This is a genomic window from Caulobacter sp. GW821-FHT10E02 (assembly GCF_059415225.1).
Genome location: NZ_JBWKMV010000003.1, coordinates 364,858 through 389,909, shown reverse-complemented (window position 1 = coordinate 389,909; position 25,052 = coordinate 364,858). Strand labels below are relative to the sequence as shown.

Genomic DNA, 25,052 nt, shown 5'->3' with positions numbered 1-25,052 from the left:
CAAGCCTCGAGGTCCGACTAGAACCGCGCGGTCACGCTGGCGTAGACCACCCGGCCCTCGACGTCATAGGTCGCCGAGAACGTGTTGTTGGAGGGGGCCGACGAGCCGACGATCGGCGGGTTCTTGTCGAACAGGTTGCGGACGCCGGCGGTCACCGAGATGTCCTTGTTGATGTCATAGGCGCCGGTCAGGTCGAAGTAGCTCTGCGCCTTGATCGTCGGGTTGGTCAGCGTCGCCTTGTCGGGGAACGCCGCGCCGAGGCGCTTGGGCAGCAGATAGGTGTCGACCGTCACTTCGCCGATGTAGCGGTGGCGCAGGCTGAGCGTGGCCGCCCCCGAACGCCAGGTGACGCGCGTCGTGCCCTTCCACTTCGGGATCGGCTGGCCGCAGGTCGGGCCGAACGAACCGACGCAGTAGTTCTTGGTCGCCGGCAGCGCCTGGACCGGCGTGGCGGTGAACTCGTCAGTGTAGGTGAAGTTCGTGCCGATATCGAAGCGGCTGTCGCCGAACGGACCCCAGGCCAGGTTGAAGCGGTAGCTGGCGTCGAAGTCGACGCCCGAGGTCTTCAGGCCGCCCGTGTTGCCGTTGGTGGTGGTGACATAGCCCGGCGCGGCGATCTGGCCGGTCAGGGTGTCGCGGGTGATGGCCTTACAGAACACGCTGCTGGCGTCCTGGATGGTGTTGTAGCAGAGGCTCAGGGTGTTCGCGATGCCGCCGCCCAGGGGCGCGATGGCGCCGTCCAGGTTGATCTTGAAGTAGTCGACGCTCAGCGCCAGGCCGGGCACGAAGCGCGGCTGCAGCACCAGGCCGAAGGTCGTGGTGTCCGACTCTTCCGGACCGACGTTCGGGTTGCCGCCCGAGACCTGGTTGATGAAGGTGTTGGGCTGCACCGACAGGGTGAAGACCGAGGCCGCCGGCACGCCGGTGGCCACGCAGATCGCCCGCACCGCCGCCGTCTGCTGCGACGTCGGCTGACGGCTCGAGCAGGGGTCGACCGCCGAGGGGCCGCTGGTGGTGTTGCCGCCGAACAGCTCGCCCACGTTCGGGGCGCGGATGGCATGCTGGAACTGGCCGCGCACGGTGATGTCGGAGATCGGCGCGTACTCGCCGCCCACCGAATAGGTCCAGACGCCGCCGACGCCGGCCAGGTCGTAGTCGGAGTAGCGGAAGGCGCCGTTGACGCTGGCGCGCTCGCCAAGCGGCGAGTCCTTCAGCAGCGGCACGCGGACTTCGCCGTAGATTTCCTTCACCGACTCCGAGCCCTTGGTCGGCAGAGCGGCGTTGAAGCCCGAGACGTCACCCGAGGCCAGGAAGCTGTCCGGGACGAACCGCGCCGAGGCCTTGCGGTATTCTGCGCCGGTGCTGAAGTCGATCGGACCGGCCCAGGTGTCGAACAGCTCGCCGGCCAGGCTGGCGGCCAGGACCTGCTGCGAGGATTCCGTGTAGTTGGTCGACGACACGGCGATCGAGGCCGCGCCCTGCGGCGACAGATTGGCGCCGAAGATGTTGAGCAGCGGGGCCGCGCCGCCGGCCGACAGCAGGCCCGCCTGGAACTTGCTCAGCGAAGCCGCGCCGCTGGAGATGCTCGTGTCCGTGGTGCGGGTGTAGGTGTAGTAGGCGTCGTACTTCAGGTTCCGCAGGAAGCTTTCCGAGGCGCTACCCAGGTCGCCGCGCACGCCGATCGCCGTGCGATAGGCCGAGCGGTCGGCGGTGTTCAGGCGGTTGCCGACGTCGGGCAGGCGGCGGTTGATGTTCAGCACGGCCAGGCCGTCGCCCGCCGTGGTGGTCAGCGACGAGGTGCCGTTGGTCACCCGCACCGTGCCGGTCTCGGCCAGGTCGAGCTGGCGCAGGACTTCCTGCATCGGCGCCGACAGGTAGGGGTTGTTGACGTTCAGCAGGAAGTTGCCGCCGATGCCGCTGGGCGGCAGCTGCATCGAGACGCGGTTGTTGCTGTAGCTGGCCTCGGCATAGCCGGTGACGTGCGAATTGAACTCGTAGTGGCCGGCCAGGTTGGCCATCAGACGGCGCTGGGGAATGACCAGATAGGCGGCCGGACCCAGGTCGTAGTCGTCGCCCGGCGTCACGGCCGGACGGGCGGTCTTGCCCGCGTCGTCGAAGGTGAAGCCGCGCGAGCCCATGCCGCCCAGGCCAGCAGCGGCGAGAGCGGCCGTCAGGCCGGTGCTCGACGGCGAGCCGACGGTGACGAAGCGGCCATTGGGGATGGTGCCGCTGCCGCCGAAGATCAGGCCGGGACGACCGCCCGCGCTCAGGCAGGTCTGGCCGCCGGGGATGGCCATCGGCGTGCCCGGACGGGTGTCGCTGTACGAGGCGGCGGTGACACAGCCGTCGGCCATGCTGGGCGTGGCCCAGCCGCCGCGGTCGCCGCGCGTGTAGCCGCCGCGATCCAGGTAGTTCAGCGCCACGACGACATTGCCGCGGTCATCGGCGAAGTTCGTGCCGAAGGTCAGGTCGGCCGTGTAGGTCTTGGTCTTGGTGTGGGTGTCCTGGCGAGCTTCGCCGGTCAGCTCCACGCCCTGGAAGTCGTCCTTCATGATGAAGTTGACGACGCCGGTGATGGCGTCCGAGCCGTAGACGGCCGACGAACCGCCGGTGACCGTCTCCACGCGCTTGATCAGCGCGGCAGGGATCGTGTTGATGTCGGTGGTCTGGTCCGGACCGGTGATCGTGAAGCGGCGGCCGTTGACCAGCACCAGGTTACGCTGCGCGCCGAAGCCGCGCAGGTTCAAGGTCGCGGTGCCGCCGGGCACGGTGTTGGCCGTCGGGCCGTTGTTCTGCGAGCCCAGGAACTGGGGCGTGTCGTTCAGCAGCGTCTCGACGTTCTGCGTGCCCGACAGGCCGATCTCTTCCGCGCCGATCACGGTGACCGGGGTCGGAGCCTTGAAGCCGCGGGCCGACAGGCGCGAACCCGTCACGACGACTTCGGTCACGGTTTGGTCGTCGGCCGGAGCCGGCGCCTGCGTCTGGGCGCTTGCCAGCGCTGGCACAAGAAAGACAGCGGCCAGGGCCAGCGCGGTCTCGCAGCCCATGAACAGACGGTGCTTGTGGTTCTTTTCCATGATCCCCTCCCGAAGGTACCGCTATCATTTGCGGTCATTTCCCAAACGCTAAAACGTAATTCCGATATGTGCAATAGCCTTCCATAAAATGATATGAGTGCGACATTTGAAGCACATGCGCCGCGAAACACCCCGGAAATGCGAGCCAGGAGACGCCCTTTTGAAGATTCAGAATCTTTCCCGACGCGACCTCCTGGCCACCGCCGCCGCTATGGTTGCGGCCCCTACCCTGGCAAAAGCGGCCTCTGACGACTGGTCGAGAGCCGCCGCGATCCGCCGTTCGGTCCGTCCGCCGACCTTTTCCTCTCGGATTTGGGACATCGTCTCATTCGGCGCTGTGCAGGGCGATATCGACGCCACCAGCGCCGCGATCGACCGCGCGATCCAGGCCTGCGCGGCAGCCGGCGGCGGCCGGGTGCTGGTCCCGCAAGGCCGCTGGCCGACCGGCGCCATCCGCCTGCGCAGCCGCGTCGAGCTGCACTTGGCGGCGGGCGCGACCCTGGTCTTTAGCACCGATCCGAAGCGCTATCCGATCGTCGCCACGCGGTGGGAGGGCGTCGAGCTGATGAACTATTCGCCGCTGGTCTTCGCCGACGGTGAGCGCGACGTGGCGATCACCGGGCGCGGCACGCTGGACGGCCAGGGCAAGGCCTGGTGGTCGTGGAGCAGCGGGCCGCAGTTCGGCTGGCGCGCTGGTCTGCCGAACCAACTCAAGGCTCGCCAGGCGCTGTTCGACATGGCCGAGCGCGGCGTCCCCGTGGTCGAGCGGGTCTTCGGCGAAGGCTCATACCTGCGGCCGATGATGGTGCAGTTCCAGAACTGCACGAACGTCCTGGTCGAGGGCGTCACCCTGCGCGACTCGCCCTGCTGGACGCTGCATCCGGTGCTGTGCCGCAACGTGACCGTTCGCGACGTGACGTTCTTCGGCCATGGCCCCAACACCGACGGCTGCGATCCGGAGTCCGTCGACGGCATGGTGATCGAGCGCTGCACCTTCGACTGCGGCGACGACTGCATCGCCATCAAGTCGGGCCGCAACGCCGACGGCCGCCGCCTGGCCGCGCCGACCCGCAACATCCTGATCCAGGACTGCATGATGAAGGACGGCCACGGCGGGGTGGTGATCGGCAGCGAGGTCTCGGGCGGGGTCGAGAACGTCTTCGTCCAGCGCTGCCACATGGACAGCGAAGACCTCTGGTACGCCCTGCGCTTCAAGAACAACGCCATGCGCGGCGGGGTCATCCAGGACATCTACGCCCGCGACATCACCGTTGGGCGCGTGTCGCGGGCGGCGATCCTGTGCGACTTCAACTACGAGGAAGGCGCGCGCGGCGGCTTCACGCCGGTGCTGCGCAGGATCCGGATCGAGCGGATGCGGGCCGTCGCCGCGGCCCAGGTCGCCGACCTGCAAGGCCTGCCGAACGCGCTACTTGGCGAGATCGTGCTGAGCGACTGCCGCTTCGACGGCGTGACCAAGGCCAGCGTCGTGGCCTATGCGCCAGCGCTGCGGCTGGAGCGCGTCACGGTCAACGGTCAGCGCGCCACGGACTTGACGTCGACCCAGTCGAAATCCGCCACGCCCAGCTTGGCCGCGCCCGGATCGCCGTAGCTGAACAGCGCCGGCCGCGCGCCCTTCCACCAGGAAAAGCGCGGCAGAATCCCGCCGCCCATGTCGAGGAAGGTCTTCCCGCCGTCGCGGCTGTAGCTGTAGTGCGCGGCCTGGTCGGCGACGGCGACGCGCAGGTCGATCGCGCCGGCGGGCACGGCCGGACCCAGGGTGTCGACGCCTCGGAGCGAGAAGACGATGCGGGTCTGGCCATCCTTGCGGATCGCGCCGATCGCGCCGATCCCCGCGCCGAACATGGCCAGGCCGGCGCGCTGCCCCTCGACCAGGCCCTTCGTGTCGAGACGGGTGGTGATGACCGAGCTGCGGCTCTGCAGCGACTGGGTCAGGGTGTTGCGGGCGCTGACCAGGTTGACCGCCGGGCCTCCCGTCAGGCGCAGGAAGCCGGGGCGCGCGGAAAGGCTCCAGCGGCTGTCGTCCGGATTGTGGTTCCACTCCCACTGCGGCCCGAGCTTGGCGCCCGAGAAGCCATCGGAGGTCTGGGGCGAGACGGCCGGGAAGCGACCGCCGACGTCGGGCATGGCGTGGGTGAGCACCGGCTGGCCGCCTTGGGCGTCCGGGCCCGCGCCCAGGATCGGCTCACCCATGAACGGCCAGTCGCCCTTCCAGGTCACCGGCTGCAGGTGGACGATGCGGCCATAGGCGCCTTCGCCGTTGAAGTGGACGAACCAGCCCTGGCCCGAAGGCGTCTCGACCCAGCCGCCCTGGTGAGGGCCCTTGAGGCCATTGCCCGGGACCAGCACCTCGCGATGTTCATAGGGTCCCCAGATCGACCGGGAGCGCATCACCGCCTGCGGCCCGGTGTCGACCCCGCCGATCGGCGCGAAGATGTAGTACCAGCCGTTGCGCTTGTAGAGCTTGGGCCCTTCCAGCACCGGCAGGGCCTTGGCGTCCTCGATGATGATCTTGCCCTCGTCGAGCACGGACTTGCCGTCCGGGGCCAGGCGGTGCAGCACCAGCGGCCCGGCGCCGACCTTGCCGTGCACCAGATAGGCCTGGCCGTCGTCGTCCCAGAAGGGGCACGGGTCCTCGAAGTTCGGACCGGCGATCACCGCCACCGGCGCGGTCCACGGCCCGTCGACCTTGGTCGCGGTCGACATGAAGATCCCCTCATAGGGGGTGGCGAAATAGACGTAGAACTTGCCGTCGTGATGCCGGATCGACGGCGCCCAGACCCCGCCGGCATAGCGCTGGCCGGACGTGCGCTGGTCACGCGGCATCCGGGCGCCGGCGTCATTCGTCGGCACCGGCCCGGGCAGATCGTATTCCGGCGCGAACGGCAGCTTGGGCAGCACGTGGCCGGCGATCGTCCAATGGACCAGATCCTTGGACGTCAGGATCGGCACGCCCGGCGAGAAGTGGAAGCTGGACGCCACCAGATAGTAGGTGTCGCCGACGCGGATCACGTCCGGGTCGGAATAGTCGGCCGGCAACACCGGATTGCGATAGAAGGCCGCCGGCGACTTCGGCGCAGCCAGCGCCGGAGCGGCCAGGACCAGAGCCGTCGCGGCGAGCAGTCCCAGCCGTTTCACGCGCATAGTTAGAGTCCTCAGAACGATTGGGTGGTCGTCTCGTCGATCCGGCGATCGGGCAGCCAGCGGCTGCCGAACGAGCGGAAACCCGTGACGTTGTCGAGCAGGAAACTCGGCCCCTTCGGCACGCGCAGCCGGAAGAGATCGATCTCCTCGACATCGTTCAGCCAGAAGGCCGGACGCGCGTCCGCCGCCTCGGTGACGATCTCGACATTGCTCATCTCGATGTTGCGGGCGTGGCGGATGAAGAAGCCGCTGGCCGGCAGGTCGCCGAACATGTCCGGGTCGGGATAGGCCTTGTCGGCCTCGGGCGGCCGGCGCTTGGCCAGCTCGGCCGAACCGCCGCCCATGGAGTGGAAGTAGACGTCGCTGATCTTGACGTCCTCGACCGGATGGCCCGCCACGCCGGCGATGATCGACGGCTGCGGCGTCGCGCCATGGCTGACGATGTTCTGGATGGTGATGCGCCGCAGCTTGCCGACCGGCACGCCCTCGGGTCCCCGCATCCGGCTGCCCAGGCGCAGGAACAGCGGCGGGAAGCCCAGACCGCGCATGGTGATGTTGCTGATGGCGATGTCTTCGGTCAGCGCCCCGTCCATGGTCTCCAGCGCGATGCCGTAGCAGTGGTCGAACACGCAGTTGGTGATGGTGACGTTCTTGAAGCCGCCGTTGGACTCCGTGCCCAGCTTGATGCGGCCATAGCCGTGGAAGCCCGGCGGCATCTTCTTCCAGGTGCCGTCAATCACCGAGCCCATCTCGTAGTTGCCGGTCACGAAGCAGTCCGAGATGGTCAGGTTCTCGGTCGGCCGGGCATAGCCCAGGGCGAACGAGCTCTTGGGGCAGATGCCGTCGTCCCAGGGCGAGTTGATCGTGCAGTTGGTGACGCGGACATTGCGGCAGCAGTCGATGTCCAGGCCGTCGCGGTTGGTGTCGACGATCAGGTTGTCGATCGTCATGTTGTCGACGCCGGTGGCCAGCAGCGCGAACCACCCGCCCTGCAGGATCTTGAAGTCGCGCAGCAGGACGTTGCGGCAGTTCTTCAGCGCGATGGCCTTGTCGCCGACGCCGGGACCGGAGATGTCCGGCGCATCGCCCGGGAAGCGGTTGCCCCGCGTCAGGTTCTTGCCCCAGATCAGGCCGGCGCCGACGATCGAGACGTCGTGCAGCCCCTCGCCGAAGATCAGGCTGTTGTTCCAGTGGCTGTGGCCATAGTCCTGATAGGCGTTGCCCGCGCCGGGACCCGGGTCGTCATAGCCGTTCGGCGCCACGCCATTGGGCGCGGCGGCCAGGATCACGGCCCCCTCGCCCAGGTGCAGAGTGATGTTGCTCTTCAGGCGCAGCGTGTAGCAGGCATAGGTTCCGGGCGGGAAATAGACCACGCCGCCGCCCAGCGACGCCACATGGTCGATGGCCTTGTTGATGGCCGGCGAGTCGATCCGCGCGCCGTCGCCGACGGCCCCGAAATCACGAACGCTGAAGGCGAAGGGCGTGGGTCCCTTGGCGGCTCCGGCCGCGGTCGCGGCGTGGGCCATTTGGGGCGGAGTCAGCGCGGCGCCAGCCACCAGGCCGCCCAGCATCAGCCCTCGTCGATCCATGGTCATCGCGCCCTCCCATTGCCCGTTTCGCCGGGTTTGGAGGGCAGACAAACAAGCCGCCCGCGATGGTGTCAACGGATTTTGTTACCGGTAGCATCGACTTTGCCAGCGTTGGCGCCCTACTGTGCCAGCGCTGGCGACGCGCAAAGTACGCGACGCCGCGACAGCCGTGGGGAAGGCGCCTGAGCATGATCCAGACCGATCCGGCCGCGAGCATGGCCGTGACCATCGACGACGTCGCCCAGGCCGCCGGCGTCTCGATCCGAACCGTCTCCCGCGTGCTCAACAACTCCCCGAAGGTGGGCGAGGAGACCCGCCAGGCCGTCGAGGCGATCATCAAGGCGATGGGCTATAGCCCCAGCTCCCGCGCCCGGGCCCTGGCCTCGGGCCGCTCGTACCTGATCGCCGTCGTGCAGGACGATCCCAACGCCCACGTCATCGGCGCCCTGCAGCGCGGCATCGTCGAGGTCTGCTCGCAGCACGGCTACGAGTTGGTCGTGCACCCCGTCCGCTTCGGCGATCCGGACATCGCCCAGGACATCGAGAAGTTCGTCCTGCGCTCGCGGGTCGACGGCCTGATCGTGCTGCCGCCGACCTCGGAGATCGCGGCCATCCCCACGCGGCTGACGGCCATGGGCGTGCCGTCGGTCGGCATCGCCTCGATCGCCGTGGACGCCTATCCCAGCATGCTGGTCACCAGCGAGCGCGCCGCGACCGCCGAGCTGGCCCGCCACCTGCTGGACCTGGGCCACCGGCGCATCGCCATGATCGAGGGTCCGCCGCGTTTCCGCTCGGCCCAGGAGCGCAAGGCGGGCTTCCTGTCGGCGCTGGAAGCCTCGGGCCTGCCGATCGAGCTGGAGCTTCGCCCCGGCGACTACGGTTTCGACAGCGGCATGGCGGCGGCGGAATCTCTGCTGGCCATGGACCAGCGGCCGACGGCGATCTTCGCCTGCAACGACACGATGGCGGCGGCCGTGGTCAAGGCGGCGCGGGAGGCGGGCATCGCGATGCCAGATGAGCTGTCCGTCGCCGGTTTCGACGACGCGGACCTGGCCTCGATGATCTCACCCAGCCTGACGACGATCCGCCGCCCCCTGCGCGACATGGCCAAGACCGCTACCGAACAACTGCTGGCCATGATCAACCAGCCGCGCTCCACCCTGCCCTTCCAGACGATCGAGACCAGCCTGATCGTCCGGCGCTCGACGGCGGCGGCCTGAAGCTATCGCAAGGAGATCAGGGGAGTAGTGGCGGTGAGAGAGGGATTCGAACCCTCGATAGAGTTTCCCCTATACACGCGTTCCAGGCGTGCGCCTTCAACCACTCGGCCACCTCACCAACGCACTTGAGTCGAGGGTGGTTGAGACCCCCGGCGCAGGAAGGCGCGCAATATACTCAGGGACCGTCAGGTAGCAAGCGCGTTCCCGGATGAAAGACGCGGCATGACCGCCTATAACGACGGCCGAAGATTTTCCGCGTTGAAAGACCCGAAATGCTGTCGACCACCAAGACCCTCGAAATGCCCTCCGCCGACACCGCCCTGCCCGGCCGCCCGCAGCCGATCCCGACGGCGGAAACGCATTTCATCAACGGCCATCCGCTGAAGGGCCCCTATCCGGACGGCCTGGAGACGGCGATCCTGGCCATGGGCTGCTTCTGGGGCGTGGAGCGGGTGTTCTGGCAGGTTCCGGGCGTCTACGTGACCGCCGCCGGCTACACGGCCGGGATGACGCCGAACCCGACCTATGAGGAAGTCTGCACCGGCCGCACGGGCCACACCGAGGTGGTGCTGGTGGTCTTCGACCCGAAGGCCGTGACCTACGAGACCTTGCTGAAGACCTTCTGGGAGAATCACGACCCGACCCAGGGCATGCGCCAGGGCGGCGACATCGGCACCCAGTATCGCTCGGGCCTCTATGTCACCAACGACGCTCAAGCCGCCGCGGCCGTCGAATCGAAGGAAGCCTACCAGCAGGCCCTGTCGGCCAAGGGCCTGGGCGAGATCACCACCGAGATCGCCGCCGCCGGCCCGTTCTACTTCGCCGAGGACTATCACCAGCAGTACCTGGCCAAGAACCCGGAAGGCTATTGCGGCATCGGCGGCACCGGCGTGGTCTGCCCGATCGGCGTAGGAGTGTCGGCCTGATGACCCCGGAGGCGTTCGACAAGGCGTGCCTGGCCCTGCCGGGCGCCACGCTGTCCATCCAGTGGGGCGACGACCACGTGTTCAAGGTCGGCGGCAAGATGTTCGCCGTCCGCGGCAACGCCGTCCCCAAGGGCGGGATCTCGTTCAAGGCCTCGGACGTGGCGTTCGAGGTGCTGACCGAGACCGGCCGCGCCATCCCCGCGCCCTATCTGGCCCGCGCCAAGTGGGTGCGCTTCGATGACCTCGCCGAACTGGACTCGGGCGAGGTCGCCGACTGGCTGAAGACCGCCCACGGCCTGATCGCCGCCAAGCTCACCCGCAAGCTTCGGGCGGAGCTGGGGCTTTAGGACCGGCCAGGCCCTTCAGGGCCATCGACTCGATGGCCTCCAGCAGGCGCTCGTTGGTCAGGCCCGGCGTGGTCGGGGCCCACTTGGTCAGCCAGATCAGCATGCCGACCATCAGCTGGACCACCAGGGCCGGCTCGCACGGCGCGACGGTGCCGTCGGCCATACCCTCTTCCAGGAAACGCTCCAGCCGCTTGGACAGCCGCGCCGTCCAGGCCTCGATCGCCTGGCGCTGATCCTGGTCCAGATACGAGCTGTCGCCGAAATAGAGCTGCGGTCCGTTGACCACCGCGTCGTCCAGCAGCGCCTTCAGGAAACGCCGCAGCTTGCACAGGCCGGTGCCGCCGTCGGCATCGACCTTGACCAGGAGGACCTCGAACCGCTCCAGCGACTGTTGGTGGCCGGCATAGGCCAGGGCCTGCTTGTTGGGGAAGTAGTAGTAGAGGGCCGCGTCCCGCAGATCGAGGGCGGCGGCGATGTCGGTCATGGTGGCCGCGGCGAAGCCCTTGGCGTTGATGATCTTGATGGCCTCGCGCAGGATCGCCTCGCGCTTCTTCACCGACTTCTGGCTCTGCGCCATCGGCCTGACGTCATCCGTCAGGACAAGAGGGTCCACGCCCTTCGCCAACAGCTCTCTCTCCTCCACGGGCGCGCCCATTTCTAGTGACGGGCGACTACCGATGCCTTCCAGCATCACCTGAACTCGTTCTGGTGCAAACCCAAAATTCTAACTTGCGCTAGAATATCGAGTTCATATTAAAATCAGCGTCAGTTGCGGATGGATGCAAGCCATTCGCGCTGGGGCGGAAACATGACGCAAAGCGTCTTCATCCAAGGCCAAGGGCTCGCGACCGCTCTCTGCGGTTCGCGCGGTCGGCCAGGATCGCCCTTCCCTCACGTCAACACATCCGCTCTTCCCCAAAAGAAACCCGCGATTGCTCGAGGCGGGACGGGAAGAGGTACGGAAAATAATAAAGAAAAACAGGGAGTTCGTAATGAGAAACGTCCATCTTCTGGGGGTCTCGGCCCTCGCGCTCGCCATCGCCGCGCCCGCCTACGCGCAAACCACCCAGGCTGACGGCAACTCGATCTCGGAAATCGTCGTCACCGCCACCAAGCGTGAACAGACCCTGCAGGACGTGCCGATCTCGGTCGCCGTCACGGGTCAGCAGACCATCGAACGCGCCCAGGTCCGCGACCTGATCGACCTGCAGTCGGTCGTCCCGTCGCTGAAGGTCCAGCAGTTCAACGCCGCCGGCCAGACGAACTTCGTCATCCGCGGTTTCGGCAACGGCAACGGCAACGACGGCATCGAAAGCTCGGTCGGCATCTTCATCGACGGCGTCTACCGCTCGCGCTCCGCCGCCGCCCTGGACGACCTTCCGGAAATCGAGCGCGTCGAAGTGCTGCGCGGCCCGCAATCGACCCTGTTCGGCAAGAACGTGTCGGCCGGCGCGATCAGCATCGTGACCAAGAAGCCGCAGTTCGATTTCGGCGGTAAGGTCGAAGGCACCTACGGCAACTACAACACCCGCCAGATCAAGGGCACCATCACCGGCCCGCTCAGCGACACCGTCGCCGTGCGCCTGTCGGGCAGCCTGAACAAGCGTGACGGCTACTTCACCAACCTGACCACCGGCAGCGACGTCAACGACCGCGACCGCTGGTCGATCCGCGGCGACCTGCTATGGGAGCCGACCGACAAGACCTCGTTCCGCGTCATCGCCGACTACAACAAGATCAACGAGACCTGCTGCGGCGTGACCTCGATCTTCAACGGTCCGGCCACCCTGGCCATCGGCGCCATCCTGAAGAAGCCGATCAGCGACACCACCAAGATTTTCGACCGCGACGTCATCTTCAACACCGACCCGGCCAACAAGCTGTCGGGCAAGGGCATTTCGGGCCAGCTCGATCATGACCTGGGCTTCGCCAAGCTGACCGCGATCACCGCCTATCGGAACCAGAAGAACGCCTCGTTCCAGGACATCGACTTCACCGGCGCGGACATCTCCAACAACCGCACGGCCAACACCATCAAGACCTTCACCCAGGAAATCCGCCTGGCGTCGAGCGGCGAAGGCCCGTTCAACTGGCTGATCGGCGGCTTCTACCAGAACGAAAAGCTGGATACCGGCCGCACCATCACCTACGGCAGCGACGTCCGCGCGTTCGCCGACGCCCTGGGCGGCCAGGTGCCGGCGACGCTGCTGGCCGCGCTGCCGGCCGCGCTGCGCCCGGCCCTGACCGGCAAGTCGAACATCTACGCCCTGGAGTTCCTGCAGAGCCTGGCCACGCCGGCGATCCGCCCCGGCTCGACCTACTTCCAGGCCGGCCAAGGCCTGGACGACTACTACAAGATGAAGCAGGACTCGTACTCGCTGTTCAGCCAGTTCGACTACAAGGTCACTGAAAAGCTGACCCTGACCGGCGGCCTCGCCTACATGAACGACACCAAGAAGGCCCGCTCGAACGTGGTCATGAACGACCCGTTCTCGGCCCTGAACCTGGGCGCCGTGCCGCAGTTCATCGCGCTCGGCCTGCCGGGCAACATCTACAGCGCCCTGGGCGGTCTGCAGTTCTTCTACGGCAACGACCCGACCCACGGCCCGGTCAACTATCCGAACGCCACCGAGTCCGGCGAACTGAAGGGCGACAAGGTCACCTACGCCGTCCGCGCGGCCTATGACTTCGGCGCGATCAACGCCTATGCCAGCTACTCCACGGGCTGGAAGGCCGGCGCCTTCAACCTGTCGTCGGACAGCCGTCCGCCGAACGCCAACGGCGTGGGTCGTAGCGCCCAGCCGGAAAACGTCGATGTCTACGAAATCGGCGTGAAGGCCAGCTTCCCGGGTGGTTACGCCAACATCGCCGCCTTCAAGCAGTCGATCAAAGGCTTCCAGTCGAACGCCTTCACCGGCCTCGGCTACAGCCTGGTCAACGCGGGTGAGGAGTCGGTGAAGGGCTTCGAAGTCGACAGCGCCTGGCGTCCGGTCCAATGGCTGAACCTGGCCGCTTCGGTCACCTATCTGGATCCGAAGTACGACAGCTTCGCCGGCGCGGCCTGCGTGACCTTCGACACCGTCCGCTGCCCGGTCGATCCGGCCACCGGCCGTCGTCCGAACTTCCGCAACCTGACGGGCGACACCCCGGCCGGCATCGCCAAGTGGTCGTTCTCGACCTCGGCGACGATCAACCACGACATCACCGAGAACTGGCAGGGCTATGCGCGCGTGGAATACGACCACAGCAGCAAGGTCCAGCTGACGGAAACGGTGTCGCCGGCCCTGGCCAGCTATGACACCAACATCGTCAACGCCAGCATCGGTCTGGTCCAGACCGCCGGCCAACTGGAAGTCGGCCTGTGGGCCCGCAACCTGACCAACGACGAAAGCCTGATCTCGGCCTTCCCGACGGTGGCCCAGGACGGCAGCTACAGCGGCTACCCGAACGCGCCGCGCACCTACGGCCTGACGGTTCGCAAGAGCTTCTAAGCCGATCTGACGAGGGCGGCCCGGCCGAAAGGCCTGGCCGCCCTTTTCTTACACAAAGTGGCCTGACCACTTTTCCTTGCGCCCTGGCCACCGGCCGTGCTTCAACCTCTGCGACAGGCCGAATGGCTGGTGGAGGACGCGATGGGATTGAAGGCTTTGGCGGGCGCGATGTGCGCCCTGATGCTGGCGGCGCCGATGGCGGCGCAGGCCTCGTCTCCCACCCTGACCCGAGCCGACAACCGCGACGGCCAGGACCTCTCGGGGACTTGGCGCTATTCGGTCGACCCGTACCGTGACGGCCTGGCCGGCTTCCACCGCGGCGCGCCCGGCGAGGGCCACCGCCGCTATGACGACGTCGATGTCGACGCGGTGACCAAGGCCAAGCCCAACGCCCTCTACGAATACGACATGGACCGCAGCCCCACGGCGACGCTGCCGCAAGGCTGGGTCGGGCACGATCCGAGCCTGCGCTACTACCAGGGCCTGATGTGGTACGAGCGCCGCTTCGACGCCCCGGCCCTGAAGCCTGGCCAGCGCGCCTTCCTGCGCTTCGAGGCGGTCAACTACACCGCCAAGGTCTTCCTCAACGGCAAGGCGGTCGGCGAGCACGAGGGCGGCTTCACGCCGTTCTCGATGGAGGTCACCGACGTCCTGCGGGCCAGCAACAACCAAGTCACGGTCGGCGTCGATTCCACGCCCCAGGCCGACGGCGTGCCGCCGCCGGTCACCGACTGGGAGAACTATGGCGGCATCACCCGCCCGATGCGGCTGGTGATCACGCCGGGCACCTTCGTCGACCAGGCCTGGGTGCGCCTGACCAAGGACGGCAAGATCGCCGCCACCGTGAAGCTGGACGGCGCGCAGGCCGCCAACCAGGATGTCCATGTCCGCGTCGCCGAGCTGGGCCTGGACGTCACCGGCAAGACAGATGCGCAGGGCGTGCTCAACGCCTCGGCCGCCGCGCCCAAGGGCCTGGTCCGCTGGTCGCCCGAGAAGCCCAAGCTCTATGACGTCGTCGTCCAGACCGGCGAGGACAGGCTGACCGACCGTGTCGGCTTCCGCACCATCGAGACGAAGGGCAGCCAGATCCTGCTGAACGGCAAGCCGATCTTCCTGCGCGGCATCTCGATCCACGAGGAGGAGTTCGGCGAGAACCCCGCCCGCACCATCACCGAGGCCGGGGCCCGCGCCCTCCTGGCCGAGGTTAAGGACGGCCTGCACGGCAACTTCGTGCGCCTGGCCCACTATCCGCACAGCGAGATCACCACCCGCGTCGCCGACGAGATGGGCCTGCTGGTCTGGTCCGAGATCCCCGTCTACTGGCTGGTCGACTTCGGCAACCCGCGCACCCTGAAGCTGGCGCGCGGCATGCTGGCCGACAACATCCGCCGCGACCGCAACCGCGCCTCGATCATCATGTGGAGCGTGGCCAACGAGACGCCGATCACCGATCCGCGCAACACCTTCCTCTACCAGCTGGTCGACGACGTCCGCGCCCTGGACGATAGCCGTCTGGTCACCGCCGCCCTGCTGACGGCGCGCAAGACCAACAACGGCGTGGTCGAGATGGGCCTGAACGATCCGCTGGCCGACAAGCTGGATGTGCTGGCGGCCAACACCTACAACGGCTGGTACAGCGACGACACGCTCGACAGCCTGCCGGCCATGACGTGGAAGGCCACCGACAAGCCGATGGTGTTCTCGGAGTTCGGCGCCGACGCCCTGTCGGGCTTCAGCGACCCGGTGCTGATGCGCAAGTTCTCCGAGGACTTCCAGAAGAAGTACTACGAGAAGACCCTGGCCATGGCCGCCAAGGCCCCGACCCTGGCCGGCATGTCGCCCTGGATCCTCAAGGACTTCCGCGCCCCGCGCCGCCAGCACCCGATCTATCAGCAGGGCTGGAACCGCAAGGGCCTGGTCTCGCCGACCGGGCGGCGCAAGCCCGCGTTCTTCGTGCTGCAGGGCTTCTACAAGCAAAAGGAAGCCGCCCAGAAGTAGGGCCACGTCCGGCGGGGGCCGCCCGAGCCCCCGCCGGTACCGCTAACCATACTCAGGTATAGGTGCGACAGACCAACGCAGGTCCCCGCCAAGCCTTGGTTGAATGGTCCCCGATCCGGGGATGGAGAACACTGATCGTCGAAACACGGAGCCCTCTCCCCAGGGGCACAACGGAGATCGACGCCATGTCCTACCAACCCGCCGCCCGCGCCTTCGACACCGCCTCCACCCGCTTCGACGGCGTCGTCGCCGGCCAGGTCCTGGAGGACGAGGTCCGCTCGTTCGCCCCGGACCTGAAGGACATCCTGGCCCGCGCCGAGCTCTCGATGGGCGACGACCTGGACACCGCCCGCGCCCTGCTGGCCAAGGCCAGCGCGATGATCGCCGAGGCGGCCCAAACCGGAGACATGACCCAGGGCCAGGCTCGCGGGGCCAGCCTGGGCGGCCTGGCCCCCTGGCAAGCCAAGCGGGTCAGCGCCCACATCGACGCCAATCTGGGCGAAACCATCCCGGTGTCGTACCTGGCCCAGCTGGTCACCCTCAGCGCCGGCCACTTCAGCCGCGCCTTCAAGCAGACCTTCGGCGACACCCCGCACGGCCACGTCATGCGTCGCCGAGTCGAAACCGCCAAGGCGATGATGCTGAAGAGCGCCGAACCGCTCAGCCAGATCGCCTATCTGTGCGGTTTCGCCGACCAGGCCCACTTCTCGCGCACCTTCCGCAAGCTGGCCGGCGCGACGCCCCTAGCCTGGCGCCGGGCCCACTACGCCTTGATTTGACGCCTGAAAGGCGACTGTGCGCGTTTGTCGCACAAGCACGGGAACCTAAAGCATTGCTTTGCGTTGGGGACTCGACGAAGCTTCCAGAACTCGGCGCACCCCACCGCGTCCGACACCTTTCAAGAGCCGGCTGGCCCCGCCCAGAGCGAGACCAGCCGGCTTCATTTAAAGGTCAGCGTTGGGCCCCGTCTCGGGTCTGCTCCCATTCATGTTCAAGCGTGCAATCTCCAGTCGGTTGTCATTTGCTTGTTTGTGAAAACGTTTGCATAGAGCATTTGCAGAGGAAGATCCGATATGCGCGCCATCGCCGTCCCCGTCACGCTCAAGCCCCGCGCCTTCGTGCTGCGCCGGCTCGCGCCCGTGGCGATGACGCTGGCGCTCTGGGCGGTGATCATCGAAGGCGTCCGCCTGGCGGTCTCGGCCCTCTAGGCCGTCGGCAGGACCACTCGGAACAGGGCCCCGCCGCTCGGCGCGGTCTCCACGGCGATGCTTCCGCCATGGGCCTCGACGATCGACTTGCAGATCGACAGGCCCATGCCCATCCCGCTCGCCTTGGTCGAGTGGAAGGCCTTGAACAGGACCTGCGCGTCCTCAGCTTCCACGCCCGGACCGGTGTCCGCCACCTCAAGCACCACCGCCTCGCCCTCGCGCCGCGTGGACAGGGTGAGGTCGCGCACCGCGCCCCCGCCCATCGCCTGGATGCCGTTCATGGCCAGGTTGATGACCACCTGCTGCAACTGCACCCGGTCGCCGCTGACCTCGCCGACGTCAGGCGACAGGGCCAGGATCAGCCGCACGTCATGGGCGGCCAGTTCGCGCTTCAGCAGCAGCGCCGCGTCGTCGATTGCCGCGTTCAGCGCCACCGGCGCGCGCTGCGGGTCCTTGTTCGAGGCCAGGGCCCGGATGCGGCTGATGATGTCCGAGGCGCGCTGGCCCTCGACGATCATCCGGCCCATGGCGGCGCGGGCCTCCTCCAGGTCGGGCTCGGCGCGGTTGATCCAGCGCAGCCCAGCCTCGCCGTTGGTGACGATGGCGGCCAGGGGCTGGTTGACCTCGTGGGCGATCGAGGCGGTCAGCTCGCCCAGGGTCGAGACCCGGGCGGCGTGGGCCAAATCGGCCTCGGCCTTGCGCAGGGCGTCCTGCGCCGCCATCCGGTCGCTGATGTCGACGATGCCGACCAGCACCGTGCCGCGCTTGACCCCATCACGCGGGTAGCAGGTGGTGAACAGGGCGTCGAACTCGCTGCCGTCGGCCTTGCAAAACCGCGCCTCGGCCTCGTAGCTGTGGCGGCGCTCCAGGGCCGCGAACACGCTCTCGGCGAACACCCACTCGCTGGCCCGGGGCCAGAAGCGCGACACCGAGCCCAGCAGGTCCTCGCGCGAGGCCCCGAACAGGGCCACGGACTTGTCGTTGACGTCGACCACCTTCGAGACCTCGATCATCCGCCGGACGACCTCGGGGTGCTCGGCGACATAGGCGCGGACGTCGGTCATGCCCTTGGCCTGCAGGTCGGCCAGCACCTCGCCCAGGCCGTTGAAGTCCAGCTCCCAGAACGACACCGCCATGGCGCGGAAGACGTTGCTGTAGCGGTACTCGCTGTATTTCAGCGCCAGGGCCGCCTGGCGCGCGTCGGTGACGTCGCGGCCGGTCTCCAGCACCTCGATCGGCGTGCCGGCCTCATCGCGACGCAGGGTCCAGCGACCGTCGACGACCACGGTCTCGCCCGCGCCGGTGGTCCGGGTCAGCTCGCCCTCCCAGTGGCCGGTCTCGATCAGCTGGGCCTTGATGTCCGCGATCTCGGCCGGATAGCGGGTGGCCAGCAGGGCGTCGGGATCCTTGCCAACCGCGTCCTCGCGCGCATGGCCGTACAGCGCCGACGCGCCGCGATTCCAGAAGGTGATCCGCCCCTCAAGATCGCTGACGAAGATGGCGTCGTGCGCCGCGTCCAGCATCTCGGCCAGGTCCTGGCGGCGACGCTCGTCATCTTCGGTGATCATGCGGCCCTCAATCTCCAGTCGCCTTTATTGACGAGGCCGCGCGTCTGGTCCAGCTAACGGAACCATGGTCAGCCAAACGGTCCATATCGTCGACGACGACAGCGCCCTGCGCGAAGCGCTGGGCAGCCTGTTCCGTTCGGTCGGGCTGGAGACCAAGGCGTTCGGCAACGCCCAGGAGTTCCTGGCCTCGGGCCATGCCCACCAAGCCGGCTGCCTGGTGCTGGACGTGCGCCTGCCCGGCCTCTCCGGCCTCGATTTCCAGGAGAAGCTGGCCGCCGCCGACATCCGCATGCCGATCGTGCTGATGACCGGCCACGGCGACATCCCGATGAGCGTGCGCGGCATGAAGGCCGGGGCCGTGGACTTTCTAACGAAGCCCTTCCGCGACCAGGACATGCTGGACGCTGTCGCCGCGGCCCTGGAGCGCGATGCGGCCTCCCGCGCCGAGCAAGGCGGCCTCGACGACCTGCGCGCCCTCTACGAGACGCTGAGCCAGCGTGAGAAGCAGGTCATGGCCCTGGTCGCCAGCGGCCTGATGAACAAGCAGGCCGCCCACCAGCTGGGCCTGTCCGAGATCACCGTGAAAATCCATCGCGGGAACCTGATGCGGAAGATGGAGGCCAAGAGCCTGGCCGATCTGGTCCGCATGGCCGAGACGCTCAAGCTACGGCCCGAAGACCCGGCCTGATTGCCGTCTTGAAGGATCGTGACGCAAAGCGACACAAACCTCCGTATAATTCCAGCCGAAGCGGTTATCGGGCACTTTCATGACGCGACCCACTGTCGCGCGTTCGAGGAACCCGCTTTTGTCCCCCTCCCCCCTGATCTGCGTCGTCGATGACGACTCCTCGGTCCGCGTTTCACTGGAGGGGTTGCTGCGGTCGCTGGGCCATCGCGTCCAGGCCTTCGACAGCGCCACCGCCTTCATGGCCTCGGACGCGCGGGGTCAGGCCGACTGCGTGATCAGCGACGTCCAGATGCCCGGCATGACCGGCGTCGAGATGAAGGAAGCCATGGTCGCGGCCAGTGACAACACACCGGTGATCCTGATCACCGCCTTCGCCGACGACACCCAGAGGGCGCGTGCGGAAAAGGCGGGCGTGATGTGCTTCCTGCCCAAGCCGTTCACCGGCGAGGCGCTGATCGATTGCCTGAACCGGGCGCTGATCGGTTAGGCCGTGCGTCCTTCGAGGCCCGCTGCGCGGGCGCCTCAGGATGAGGGATTCAACAAAAAGTCCTCATCCTGAGGTGTGAGCCGAAGGCGAGCCTCGAAGGACGTACCGCGCCTAAAACGGCTTCTCGCCCTTGATCGTCACGCGCTCGACGATCCGCTCCTGGGGCCAGTAGTCCAGGATCGCGTAGTGCTGGGTCGCACGGTTGTCCCAGAACACGATCGCGTTCGGGGTCCAGCGGAAGCGGACCTGGTATTCGGGCGACTTCACGCGGTCCAGCAGGTCAGCCAGCAGCGCCTTGGCCTCGTCCTCGGGCAGACCCAGGATCCGGGTGGTGAAGACCTTGTTGACGAACAGGTGCTTGTCGCCGGTCTCCGGATGGGTGCGGACCACCGGGTGGATCATCGGCGGATAGGCCGCGCGCAGTTCCTGGCGCTTGGCCTCATCGACCCGGTAGCCGTAGCTTTGGATAATGTCGTGCTCGGCCGTCAGGGTTTCGAGCTGGTCCTTCAGCTTCTGCGGCAGGTCGGCATAGATCGCGGCGGTGTCGGCGAACAGGGTGTCGCCGCCCAGCGGCGGCATGTGCCGCATGCGCAGCACCCCGCCCATCGACGGCGCCTCGCGGAAGGTGACGTCGGTGTGCCACTTGTTGGCGGCGCGGACGATCGGGACGATCTCCTCGCGCAGCTTCATGCCGTCGGCGGCCTCGATGTGCAGGATCTCCGGGAAGCCCGGCACATGGGCGGTCACGGGATGCCCCTCCAGGTCGCCGAAATAGCGGCCGAAGCGGACGTGGGCCTCGTGGCTGATGTCCTGGTCGCGGAACCACACCACCTTGTGGCGCAGCAGGGCCGCGCGGATCGCCGCGACGATCTCGGGCTTGAGCGCTTCGCCAAGATCGAGGCCCGAGATCTCGGCCCCCAGCACCGTGCCGGCGGGGGTGACGGTCAGGCCGGCATAGTCGACGGCGTCTTGTTCGGAAATCGAAACCGGGGCGTTCATGGCGTCCTCCCGAGGGCTTTTCACGACCCTACGACTGAACGCCGATCACTCAATTCACAATTTCTGGGAGCGGTACGCTCGTTCCTCGTAGTCGAACCAATCGAAGTCGGCCGGCGCGGCGGTGCCGGCAATGTCCTGACAGGCCATGCCGACGAAGGCGCCGGTGAAATTGGGCGCCCCGGGAGCGGTGGCTTCGTCCGACAGGATCGAGGCGTCGAACACCTCCGGCAGCCAGGTCCAGACCCCCTGCCCCTGCCCCTGCCCCTGCCCTTGCCGGTAGCCGAACCGCAGGCGCTCGAAATCGACCTCGACGCGCAGCTCGACGGGACCGGCGGCCAGCGGGATTTCAGCGGTGAAGCTGTCGGACTGCGGGCTATCGGGATTGCAGCTCATCACCCGCAGGTGCTTGCCGATCGCGTCGTCGTGGCTGACGTGCAGATAGTGCAGCTTGGAGCCGTTGTAGTAGCAGACCAGGCCCGCGGCCTGCTGGAAGTGCTCGGGCTCGAAGTCCAGCACCGTGGCGGCCGAGTAGCACTGGGCCTGCTGGCGGCGGGCGACCAGGGCCTGGCGGAAGACGCTGCCCAGGCTCTCGCGGCCATAGAGGCGCAAGGAGCCCGGCTTGGCGGTCAGGCTGAACAGCTCCTCCGGATAGGGCGAACGCAGCCACTGGAAGTCGATCGGCAGCTCGGAGCCATCGAAGTCCGCGCGCACGGGCGCGACGGGCCAGGTCTGCTCGGGCAGGTCCGGCGCGGGGGTCTCCAGCGTCGGGTCGCCCGAGCCGTCGATAGTGCGCGGCCAGCCGTCCTCGCCCCAGACCAGCTTCTGGATCGCCGTCTCGCGGCCCAGCGGGCAGCGGCCGCGATTGGGCAGCGGGCGACCGCACAGATAGACCGCATAGGTCTCGCCGTCGGCGGTCTCGACCAAGTCGGCGTGGCCGGCGCGTTGCAGCGCTGCGTGCGGGCGGTCGCGCGAGGTCAGGACGTAGGTGTCGGGGTGTAGCTCGTATGGCCCGTCGATGTCGCGCGAGCGGGCCATGGTCATGGCGTGGCCCCAGCCGGTGCCGCCCTCGGCGGTGACCAGATAATACCAGCCGTCGCGCTTGTAGAGGTGCGGGGCCTCGGTCAGGCCGATCGGCGTGCCGTCGAAGATCACCTTGCGCTGGCCGACCAGGCGCTGCTGGTTCGACGAATATTCCTGCAGCACGATGCCGGCGAAGCGGTTCTTGCCCGGCCGGTGGTCCCACAGCTGGTTGACCAGCCACTTGCGGCCGTCGTCGTCATGGAACAGCGACGGGTCGAAGCCGGAGCTGTTCAGGTAGATCGGGTCAGACCACGGCCCGTCGATGCCGTCAGCGGTGACCAGGTAGTTGTGGAAGTCGCGCAAGGACGCGCCCGAGGCCCCGCCCACCGTGGTGCGGCCATAGCGCTTCACGTCCGTGAAGATCAGCCAGAACTTGCCGTCGGCATGGGTCAGGCACGGGGCCCAGACGCCGCAGCTGTCGGGATCGCCCAGCATGTTCAGCTGGCTCGGACGGTTCAACGGCCGGCCCAGCAGGCGCCAGTTCTTCAGGTCGCGCGAATGGTGGATCTGCACGCCCGGGAACCACTCGAAGGTCGAGGTGGCGACGTAGTAGTCCTCGCCCACCCGCACGATCGACGGGTCGGGATTGAAGCCGCGCAGGATGGGGTTGGAAATCACGCTCATACTTTAGCCGCTTCAGGAGACATGGGGGGCGCTGCGCGGTCCTTCACGAGCGTCCACAGCAGAACAGCCCCGGCGATGTCCAGCACGCCCAGGGCCACGAAGAACGGGTCATAGCCGATCGTCGTCACCAGCCCGCCGATCATCAGCGAGAAGATCAGCAAACCGAGGTTGCCCATCATGCCGGCCAGACCCGCCACGGTGGCGACCTCGTTACGAGGGAAGAGGTCCGAGGCCATGGTGATGACGGTCACCGACAGGGTCTGGTGGGCGAAACCGCCCAGGCACAGCAGGGCGATGGCGGCATAGGCGCTCTCGACCTTGCCGACGAAGATCATGCCGGTCATCAGCACCGCGCCCAGGGTGAAGGCGATGCGGCGAGCGTTGATCAGCGACACGCCACGCTTCTGCAGGAAGTGGGCGATGACGGGTCCGGCCAGGCAGCCGAGGTCGGCCGCGACGAACGGCATCCAGGCGAACAGCGCGATCTGCTTGAGGTCGAAGCCGCGCGTCTGGGTCAGGTACAGCGGCACCCAGAACGACAGCGTCCCCCAGGTCGGGTCAGCCAGGAAACGCGGCAGGGCGATGCCCCAGAACTGGCCCTGCTTGAGGATCGAGATGATCGACGGCCGCTTGCCCGTCGCGGTCAGATGCGCCTCCTGGCCGGCGGCGATCAGCGTACGCTCCTCGTCGGTCATCGACGGGTGCTGCTCGGGCGAGCGGTAGAAGAACAGCCACAGCACCACCCAGATCAGGCCGAACGCGCCGGTCAGCACGAAGGCCGCCCGCCAGTTCCAGGCCAGCACGGCCCAGACCACCAGCGGCGGCGCCAGCACCGAGCCGATCGAGGCGCCGATATTGAACATGCCGCCGGCGAAGCCGCGTTCCTTGGCCGGGAACCACAGCGCCACGGTCTTCATGCCGGCCGGCTGGGCCGAGCCCTCGGCCAACCCCAGGAAGCCACGCAGGAAGGCGAAGCCTTGCCAGCTGTGGACCAGGCCGTGGGCCATGGCGATCAGCGACCAGGCGGCGGCGAACACCGCGAAACCGGTGCGCAGGCCCAGGGTGTCGAGCACGTAGCCGCAGACCGGCTGCATCATGATCCCCAGCTGGAAGGCGCTGGTGATCCAGGAATATTCCTTCACCGAGATGCCGAGGTCCTTCAGCACCGTCGGGGCCGCGATGCCCATGGTCGAGCGCGTCAGGTAGTTGACGATCGCGCCCAGCATGACCAGGCCGATGATCCACCAGCGCAGGGCTTTTAGCTTTGGCAAAGGATACTCCCCGGTCGGACCGTCACTCTAGCCCGTTCGGTGTTACCGCTATCGTCGATAAGGTCTGACGTCCACCCTGTCGTGGTCTGATATCATCCGGCCTTCTTGGGCAGCGGGTGGCCGGCGGCCAGGGCCTTGGCGCGGCTGGTCGCGCGGGCGGTGGCGGAGGGGGCTTTCTTGGCAGCCGCCTTGCCCTTGGCGCGAGACTTGGCGCGGGCGTCCTTCTCGGCGGCCATCTGCTGGAAGATCCGCATGTGCTTGTCCGCCCGCGCCTTGCAGTGAGCGTGCATGGCCTCGAGCTCCTTGTCGGTCAGCTTCTCGATGCCGATGAACTCGTCCTCGGCGGCCGTGGTCGCGCGGATCAGCTCGTCCAGCTTGGTCTGCAAGGCCAGGCCGTCGCGGTTCTGGGTGTTCTGGATCAGGAACACCATCAGGAAGGTGATGATCGTCGTGCCGGTGTTGATCACCAGCTGCCAGGTCTCGGAGAACTTGAAGATCGGCCCCGTCACCGCCCACAGCAGCACGAAGGCGACGCAGATCAGGAAGGCGGGCGGGCTGCCGGTGGCCTTGGCCGTGACATTGGCGAATTTGGCGAACAGCTTGTCCACGGGGCGACCTCCTTAAGATCGCTCCGGTAACGCTTAGACCGCTGCGGAAGCTCCGCGCTGCGGCATCGGCTGATACAGGACCTCGGCCCCGCGCCGTTCGACCTCACCGACGAAGCGGTCCTTGCCATCCGCGGCGGCGGCCGGCTCCCAGACGAACACCCCGACGCAGTCGTGCGCCTGAGCGACCTCGGCCGCCAGTTCCAAGGCGTCGACATCGTCCTCGGCGGTGTTGGCGATGAAGGTCAGGGACACGCCATCGGCGCGTCGCGGGTAGAAGAGGTAGGTAGGCATGACACAACTCCTGCCTTTCGAGCGGGAGTGAAGCCGAGGCTTCGTCTCTCAGTCACCAGCGCTCGAGAAGGCCGTGCCGATGATTGCCAGAGCTTAACACCCCGATTTGGGGAGCGCGAACAAATACAGCCAACAGAAGCAATAAATGTTAGTCGTAAACTCGACATTCACATGCGCGTGAGCGCTATAAACCATCGAAATACATCATGAATACGAAGCATTCGAGATGCATTGGCGATCGTATAATTGATCCTTTATCTGCAATCGAGGCGCGGAGATGCGCTAGTCGCCATCAACATAGCTTGTCATCCCGGCCGCAGCGCAGCGGAGAGCCGGGACCCAGGGGTCGGCGCAGTGCGGTTACCCCTGGGTCCCGGACAGCCTCTACGAGGCTTCCGGGATGACAAGAAATGGGGGG

Annotated in this window: 20 protein-coding genes, 1 tRNA gene and 2 pseudogenes; 11 read left to right on the top strand and 12 right to left on the bottom strand. The window is 67.2% G+C overall.

The features are described 5' to 3' along the window. Positions 1-17: 17 nt before the first annotated feature. Positions 18-3,077 (bottom strand): TonB-dependent receptor domain-containing protein, encoded by a 3,060-nt coding sequence (locus tag AC07NI_RS17025; RefSeq protein ID WP_494621215.1) that lies wholly within the window; start codon positions 3,075-3,077, stop codon positions 18-20. Positions 3,078-3,414: 337 nt separating this feature from the next. Between AC07NI_RS17025 and AC07NI_RS17020 the strand changes: the two genes are divergently transcribed. Beyond that, the gene (locus AC07NI_RS17020) at positions 3,415-4,686 is read left to right on the top strand and encodes a glycoside hydrolase family 28 protein (RefSeq protein ID WP_494621213.1); all 1,272 of its coding nucleotides are present in this window, start codon (positions 3,415-3,417) and stop codon (positions 4,684-4,686) included. Here AC07NI_RS17020 and AC07NI_RS17015 read toward each other — a convergent pair. Next, on the bottom strand, positions 4,611-6,239 hold the full coding sequence (locus tag AC07NI_RS17015; protein WP_494621211.1) for a glycoside hydrolase family 43 protein: 1,629 nt from the start codon (positions 6,237-6,239) through the stop codon (positions 4,611-4,613). The genes AC07NI_RS17020 and AC07NI_RS17015 overlap by 76 nt on opposite strands. Positions 6,240-6,250: 11 nt before the next feature. Further along, positions 6,251-7,834, bottom strand: a complete 1,584-nt coding sequence (locus AC07NI_RS17010; protein ID WP_494621209.1) for a rhamnogalacturonidase — start codon at positions 7,832-7,834, stop codon at positions 6,251-6,253. Positions 7,835-8,016: 182 nt separating this feature from the next. On the opposite strand from AC07NI_RS17010, the gene AC07NI_RS17005 reads away from it, so the two are divergent. Further along, positions 8,017-9,048: a LacI family DNA-binding transcriptional regulator gene (locus tag AC07NI_RS17005; protein WP_494621207.1), complete on the top strand. Its 1,032-nt coding sequence runs from the start codon at positions 8,017-8,019 to the stop codon at positions 9,046-9,048. A gap of 28 nt (positions 9,049-9,076) precedes the next feature. On the opposite strand, the gene AC07NI_RS17000 is transcribed toward AC07NI_RS17005, so the two are convergent. Further along, positions 9,077-9,166 (bottom strand) — tRNA-Ser (locus tag AC07NI_RS17000). 154 nt (positions 9,167-9,320) lie between these two features. On the opposite strand from AC07NI_RS17000, the gene msrA reads away from it, so the two are divergent. Both msrA and AC07NI_RS16990 read left to right on the top strand, forming a co-directional pair. Next, positions 9,321-9,974: a peptide-methionine (S)-S-oxide reductase MsrA gene (msrA, locus tag AC07NI_RS16995; RefSeq protein ID WP_494621205.1), complete on the top strand. Its 654-nt coding sequence runs from the start codon at positions 9,321-9,323 to the stop codon at positions 9,972-9,974. After that, on the top strand, positions 9,974-10,321 hold the full coding sequence (locus AC07NI_RS16990) for an MmcQ/YjbR family DNA-binding protein (protein WP_494621203.1): 348 nt from the start codon (positions 9,974-9,976) through the stop codon (positions 10,319-10,321). Before msrA ends, AC07NI_RS16990 begins: the two co-directional genes overlap by 1 nt. Here the strand turns inward: AC07NI_RS16990 and AC07NI_RS16985 are convergent. After that, positions 10,287-10,946, bottom strand: coding sequence for a TetR-type transcription factor C-terminal domain-containing protein (locus tag AC07NI_RS16985; protein ID WP_494621201.1), 660 nt, complete (start codon positions 10,944-10,946; stop codon positions 10,287-10,289). The genes AC07NI_RS16990 and AC07NI_RS16985 overlap by 35 nt on opposite strands. Before the next feature lie 367 nt (positions 10,947-11,313). Between AC07NI_RS16985 and AC07NI_RS16980 the strand changes: the two genes are divergently transcribed. The 4 genes from AC07NI_RS16980 (at position 11,314) to AC07NI_RS16965 (ending at position 17,018) form a co-directional block, all read left to right on the top strand. Continuing rightward, positions 11,314-13,812, top strand: coding sequence for a TonB-dependent receptor (locus AC07NI_RS16980; protein WP_494621199.1), 2,499 nt, complete (start codon positions 11,314-11,316; stop codon positions 13,810-13,812). A 96-nt stretch (positions 13,813-13,908) separates the two neighbouring features. Continuing rightward, positions 13,909-15,810: a glycoside hydrolase family 2 protein gene (locus tag AC07NI_RS16975; RefSeq protein ID WP_494621197.1), complete on the top strand. Its 1,902-nt coding sequence runs from the start codon at positions 13,909-13,911 to the stop codon at positions 15,808-15,810. Between the two features lie 185 nt (positions 15,811-15,995). Next, entirely contained in the window at positions 15,996-16,589 is a 594-nt protein-coding gene (locus AC07NI_RS16970) for a helix-turn-helix domain-containing protein (RefSeq protein WP_494621195.1), read from the top strand. 294 nt (positions 16,590-16,883) lie between these two features. Next, the gene (locus AC07NI_RS16965) at positions 16,884-17,018 is read left to right on the top strand and encodes a hypothetical protein (RefSeq protein ID WP_494621193.1); all 135 of its coding nucleotides are present in this window, start codon (positions 16,884-16,886) and stop codon (positions 17,016-17,018) included. Here the strand turns inward: AC07NI_RS16965 and AC07NI_RS16960 are convergent. Then, positions 17,015-18,586, bottom strand: a complete 1,572-nt coding sequence (locus AC07NI_RS16960; protein WP_494621191.1) for a sensor histidine kinase — start codon at positions 18,584-18,586, stop codon at positions 17,015-17,017. The two genes, AC07NI_RS16965 and AC07NI_RS16960, sit on opposite strands and share 4 nt — an antisense overlap. A gap of 64 nt (positions 18,587-18,650) precedes the next feature. Here AC07NI_RS16960 and AC07NI_RS16955 point away from each other — a divergent pair, with 64 nt between their 5' ends. After that, on the top strand, positions 18,651-19,274 hold the full coding sequence (locus AC07NI_RS16955) for a response regulator transcription factor (RefSeq protein ID WP_494621189.1): 624 nt from the start codon (positions 18,651-18,653) through the stop codon (positions 19,272-19,274). Between the two features lie 118 nt (positions 19,275-19,392). Beyond that, complete coding sequence (locus AC07NI_RS16950) at positions 19,393-19,761, top strand: response regulator (protein WP_494621187.1); 369 nt, start codon at positions 19,393-19,395, stop codon at positions 19,759-19,761. Here the strand turns inward: AC07NI_RS16950 and AC07NI_RS16945 are convergent. From AC07NI_RS16945 to AC07NI_RS16920, 6 genes and pseudogenes are all read right to left on the bottom strand, one after another. Further along, positions 19,712-19,874: pseudogene (locus AC07NI_RS16945) on the bottom strand (hypothetical protein); the annotation flags it as partial. The gene AC07NI_RS16950 and the pseudogene AC07NI_RS16945 overlap by 50 nt on opposite strands. Next, positions 19,873-20,760 carry a TauD/TfdA dioxygenase family protein gene (locus AC07NI_RS16940; RefSeq protein WP_494621185.1) on the bottom strand — a complete coding sequence of 296 codons (888 nt, stop codon included), beginning with the start codon at positions 20,758-20,760 and terminating at the stop codon, positions 19,873-19,875. The gene AC07NI_RS16940 and the pseudogene AC07NI_RS16945, both read right to left, overlap by 2 nt. A gap of 54 nt (positions 20,761-20,814) precedes the next feature. Next, a complete protein-coding gene (locus AC07NI_RS16935; RefSeq protein ID WP_494621183.1) occupies positions 20,815-22,464 on the bottom strand; it encodes a glycoside hydrolase family 43 protein in 1,650 nt (549 codons plus the stop codon). Then, positions 22,461-23,690, bottom strand: coding sequence for an MFS transporter (locus tag AC07NI_RS16930; protein WP_494622254.1), 1,230 nt, complete (start codon positions 23,688-23,690; stop codon positions 22,461-22,463). Before AC07NI_RS16930 ends, AC07NI_RS16935 begins: the two co-directional genes overlap by 4 nt. Positions 23,691-23,827: 137 nt before the next feature. Beyond that, positions 23,828-24,343 (bottom strand): low affinity iron permease family protein, encoded by a 516-nt coding sequence (locus AC07NI_RS16925; protein WP_494621181.1) that lies wholly within the window; start codon positions 24,341-24,343, stop codon positions 23,828-23,830. Between the two features lie 33 nt (positions 24,344-24,376). Next, on the bottom strand, positions 24,377-24,634 hold the full coding sequence (locus AC07NI_RS16920) for a hypothetical protein (protein WP_494621179.1): 258 nt from the start codon (positions 24,632-24,634) through the stop codon (positions 24,377-24,379). 291 nt (positions 24,635-24,925) lie between these two features. Between AC07NI_RS16920 and AC07NI_RS16915 the strand changes: the two are divergent. Continuing rightward, positions 24,926-25,039: pseudogene (locus AC07NI_RS16915) on the top strand (hypothetical protein); the annotation flags it as partial. Positions 25,040-25,052: the final 13 nt, after the last annotated feature.

Coding starts and splice junctions, on each gene's coding strand:
- AC07NI_RS16940 (WP_494621185.1), bottom strand. CDS start 20,760: ATGAACGCCCCGGTTTCGATTTCCGAACAAGACGCCGTCGACTATGCC.
- AC07NI_RS16930 (WP_494622254.1), bottom strand. CDS start 23,690: ATGCTGGGCGCGATCGTCAACTACCTGACGCGCTCGACCATGGGCATC.
- AC07NI_RS17015 (WP_494621211.1), bottom strand. CDS start 6,239: ATGCGCGTGAAACGGCTGGGACTGCTCGCCGCGACGGCTCTGGTCCTG.
- AC07NI_RS17010 (WP_494621209.1), bottom strand. CDS start 7,834: ATGACCATGGATCGACGAGGGCTGATGCTGGGCGGCCTGGTGGCTGGC.
- AC07NI_RS16955 (WP_494621189.1), top strand. CDS start 18,651: ATGGTCAGCCAAACGGTCCATATCGTCGACGACGACAGCGCCCTGCGC.
- AC07NI_RS16990 (WP_494621203.1), top strand. CDS start 9,974: ATGACCCCGGAGGCGTTCGACAAGGCGTGCCTGGCCCTGCCGGGCGCC.
- AC07NI_RS16935 (WP_494621183.1), bottom strand. CDS start 22,464: ATGAGCGTGATTTCCAACCCCATCCTGCGCGGCTTCAATCCCGACCCG.
- AC07NI_RS17025 (WP_494621215.1), bottom strand. CDS start 3,077: ATGGAAAAGAACCACAAGCACCGTCTGTTCATGGGCTGCGAGACCGCG.
- AC07NI_RS16965 (WP_494621193.1), top strand. CDS start 16,884: ATGCGCGCCATCGCCGTCCCCGTCACGCTCAAGCCCCGCGCCTTCGTG.
- AC07NI_RS16960 (WP_494621191.1), bottom strand. CDS start 18,586: ATGATCACCGAAGATGACGAGCGTCGCCGCCAGGACCTGGCCGAGATG.
- AC07NI_RS16970 (WP_494621195.1), top strand. CDS start 15,996: ATGTCCTACCAACCCGCCGCCCGCGCCTTCGACACCGCCTCCACCCGC.
- AC07NI_RS16920 (WP_494621179.1), bottom strand. CDS start 24,634: ATGCCTACCTACCTCTTCTACCCGCGACGCGCCGATGGCGTGTCCCTG.
- AC07NI_RS17005 (WP_494621207.1), top strand. CDS start 8,017: ATGATCCAGACCGATCCGGCCGCGAGCATGGCCGTGACCATCGACGAC.
- msrA (WP_494621205.1), top strand. CDS start 9,321: ATGCTGTCGACCACCAAGACCCTCGAAATGCCCTCCGCCGACACCGCC.
- AC07NI_RS16980 (WP_494621199.1), top strand. CDS start 11,314: ATGAGAAACGTCCATCTTCTGGGGGTCTCGGCCCTCGCGCTCGCCATC.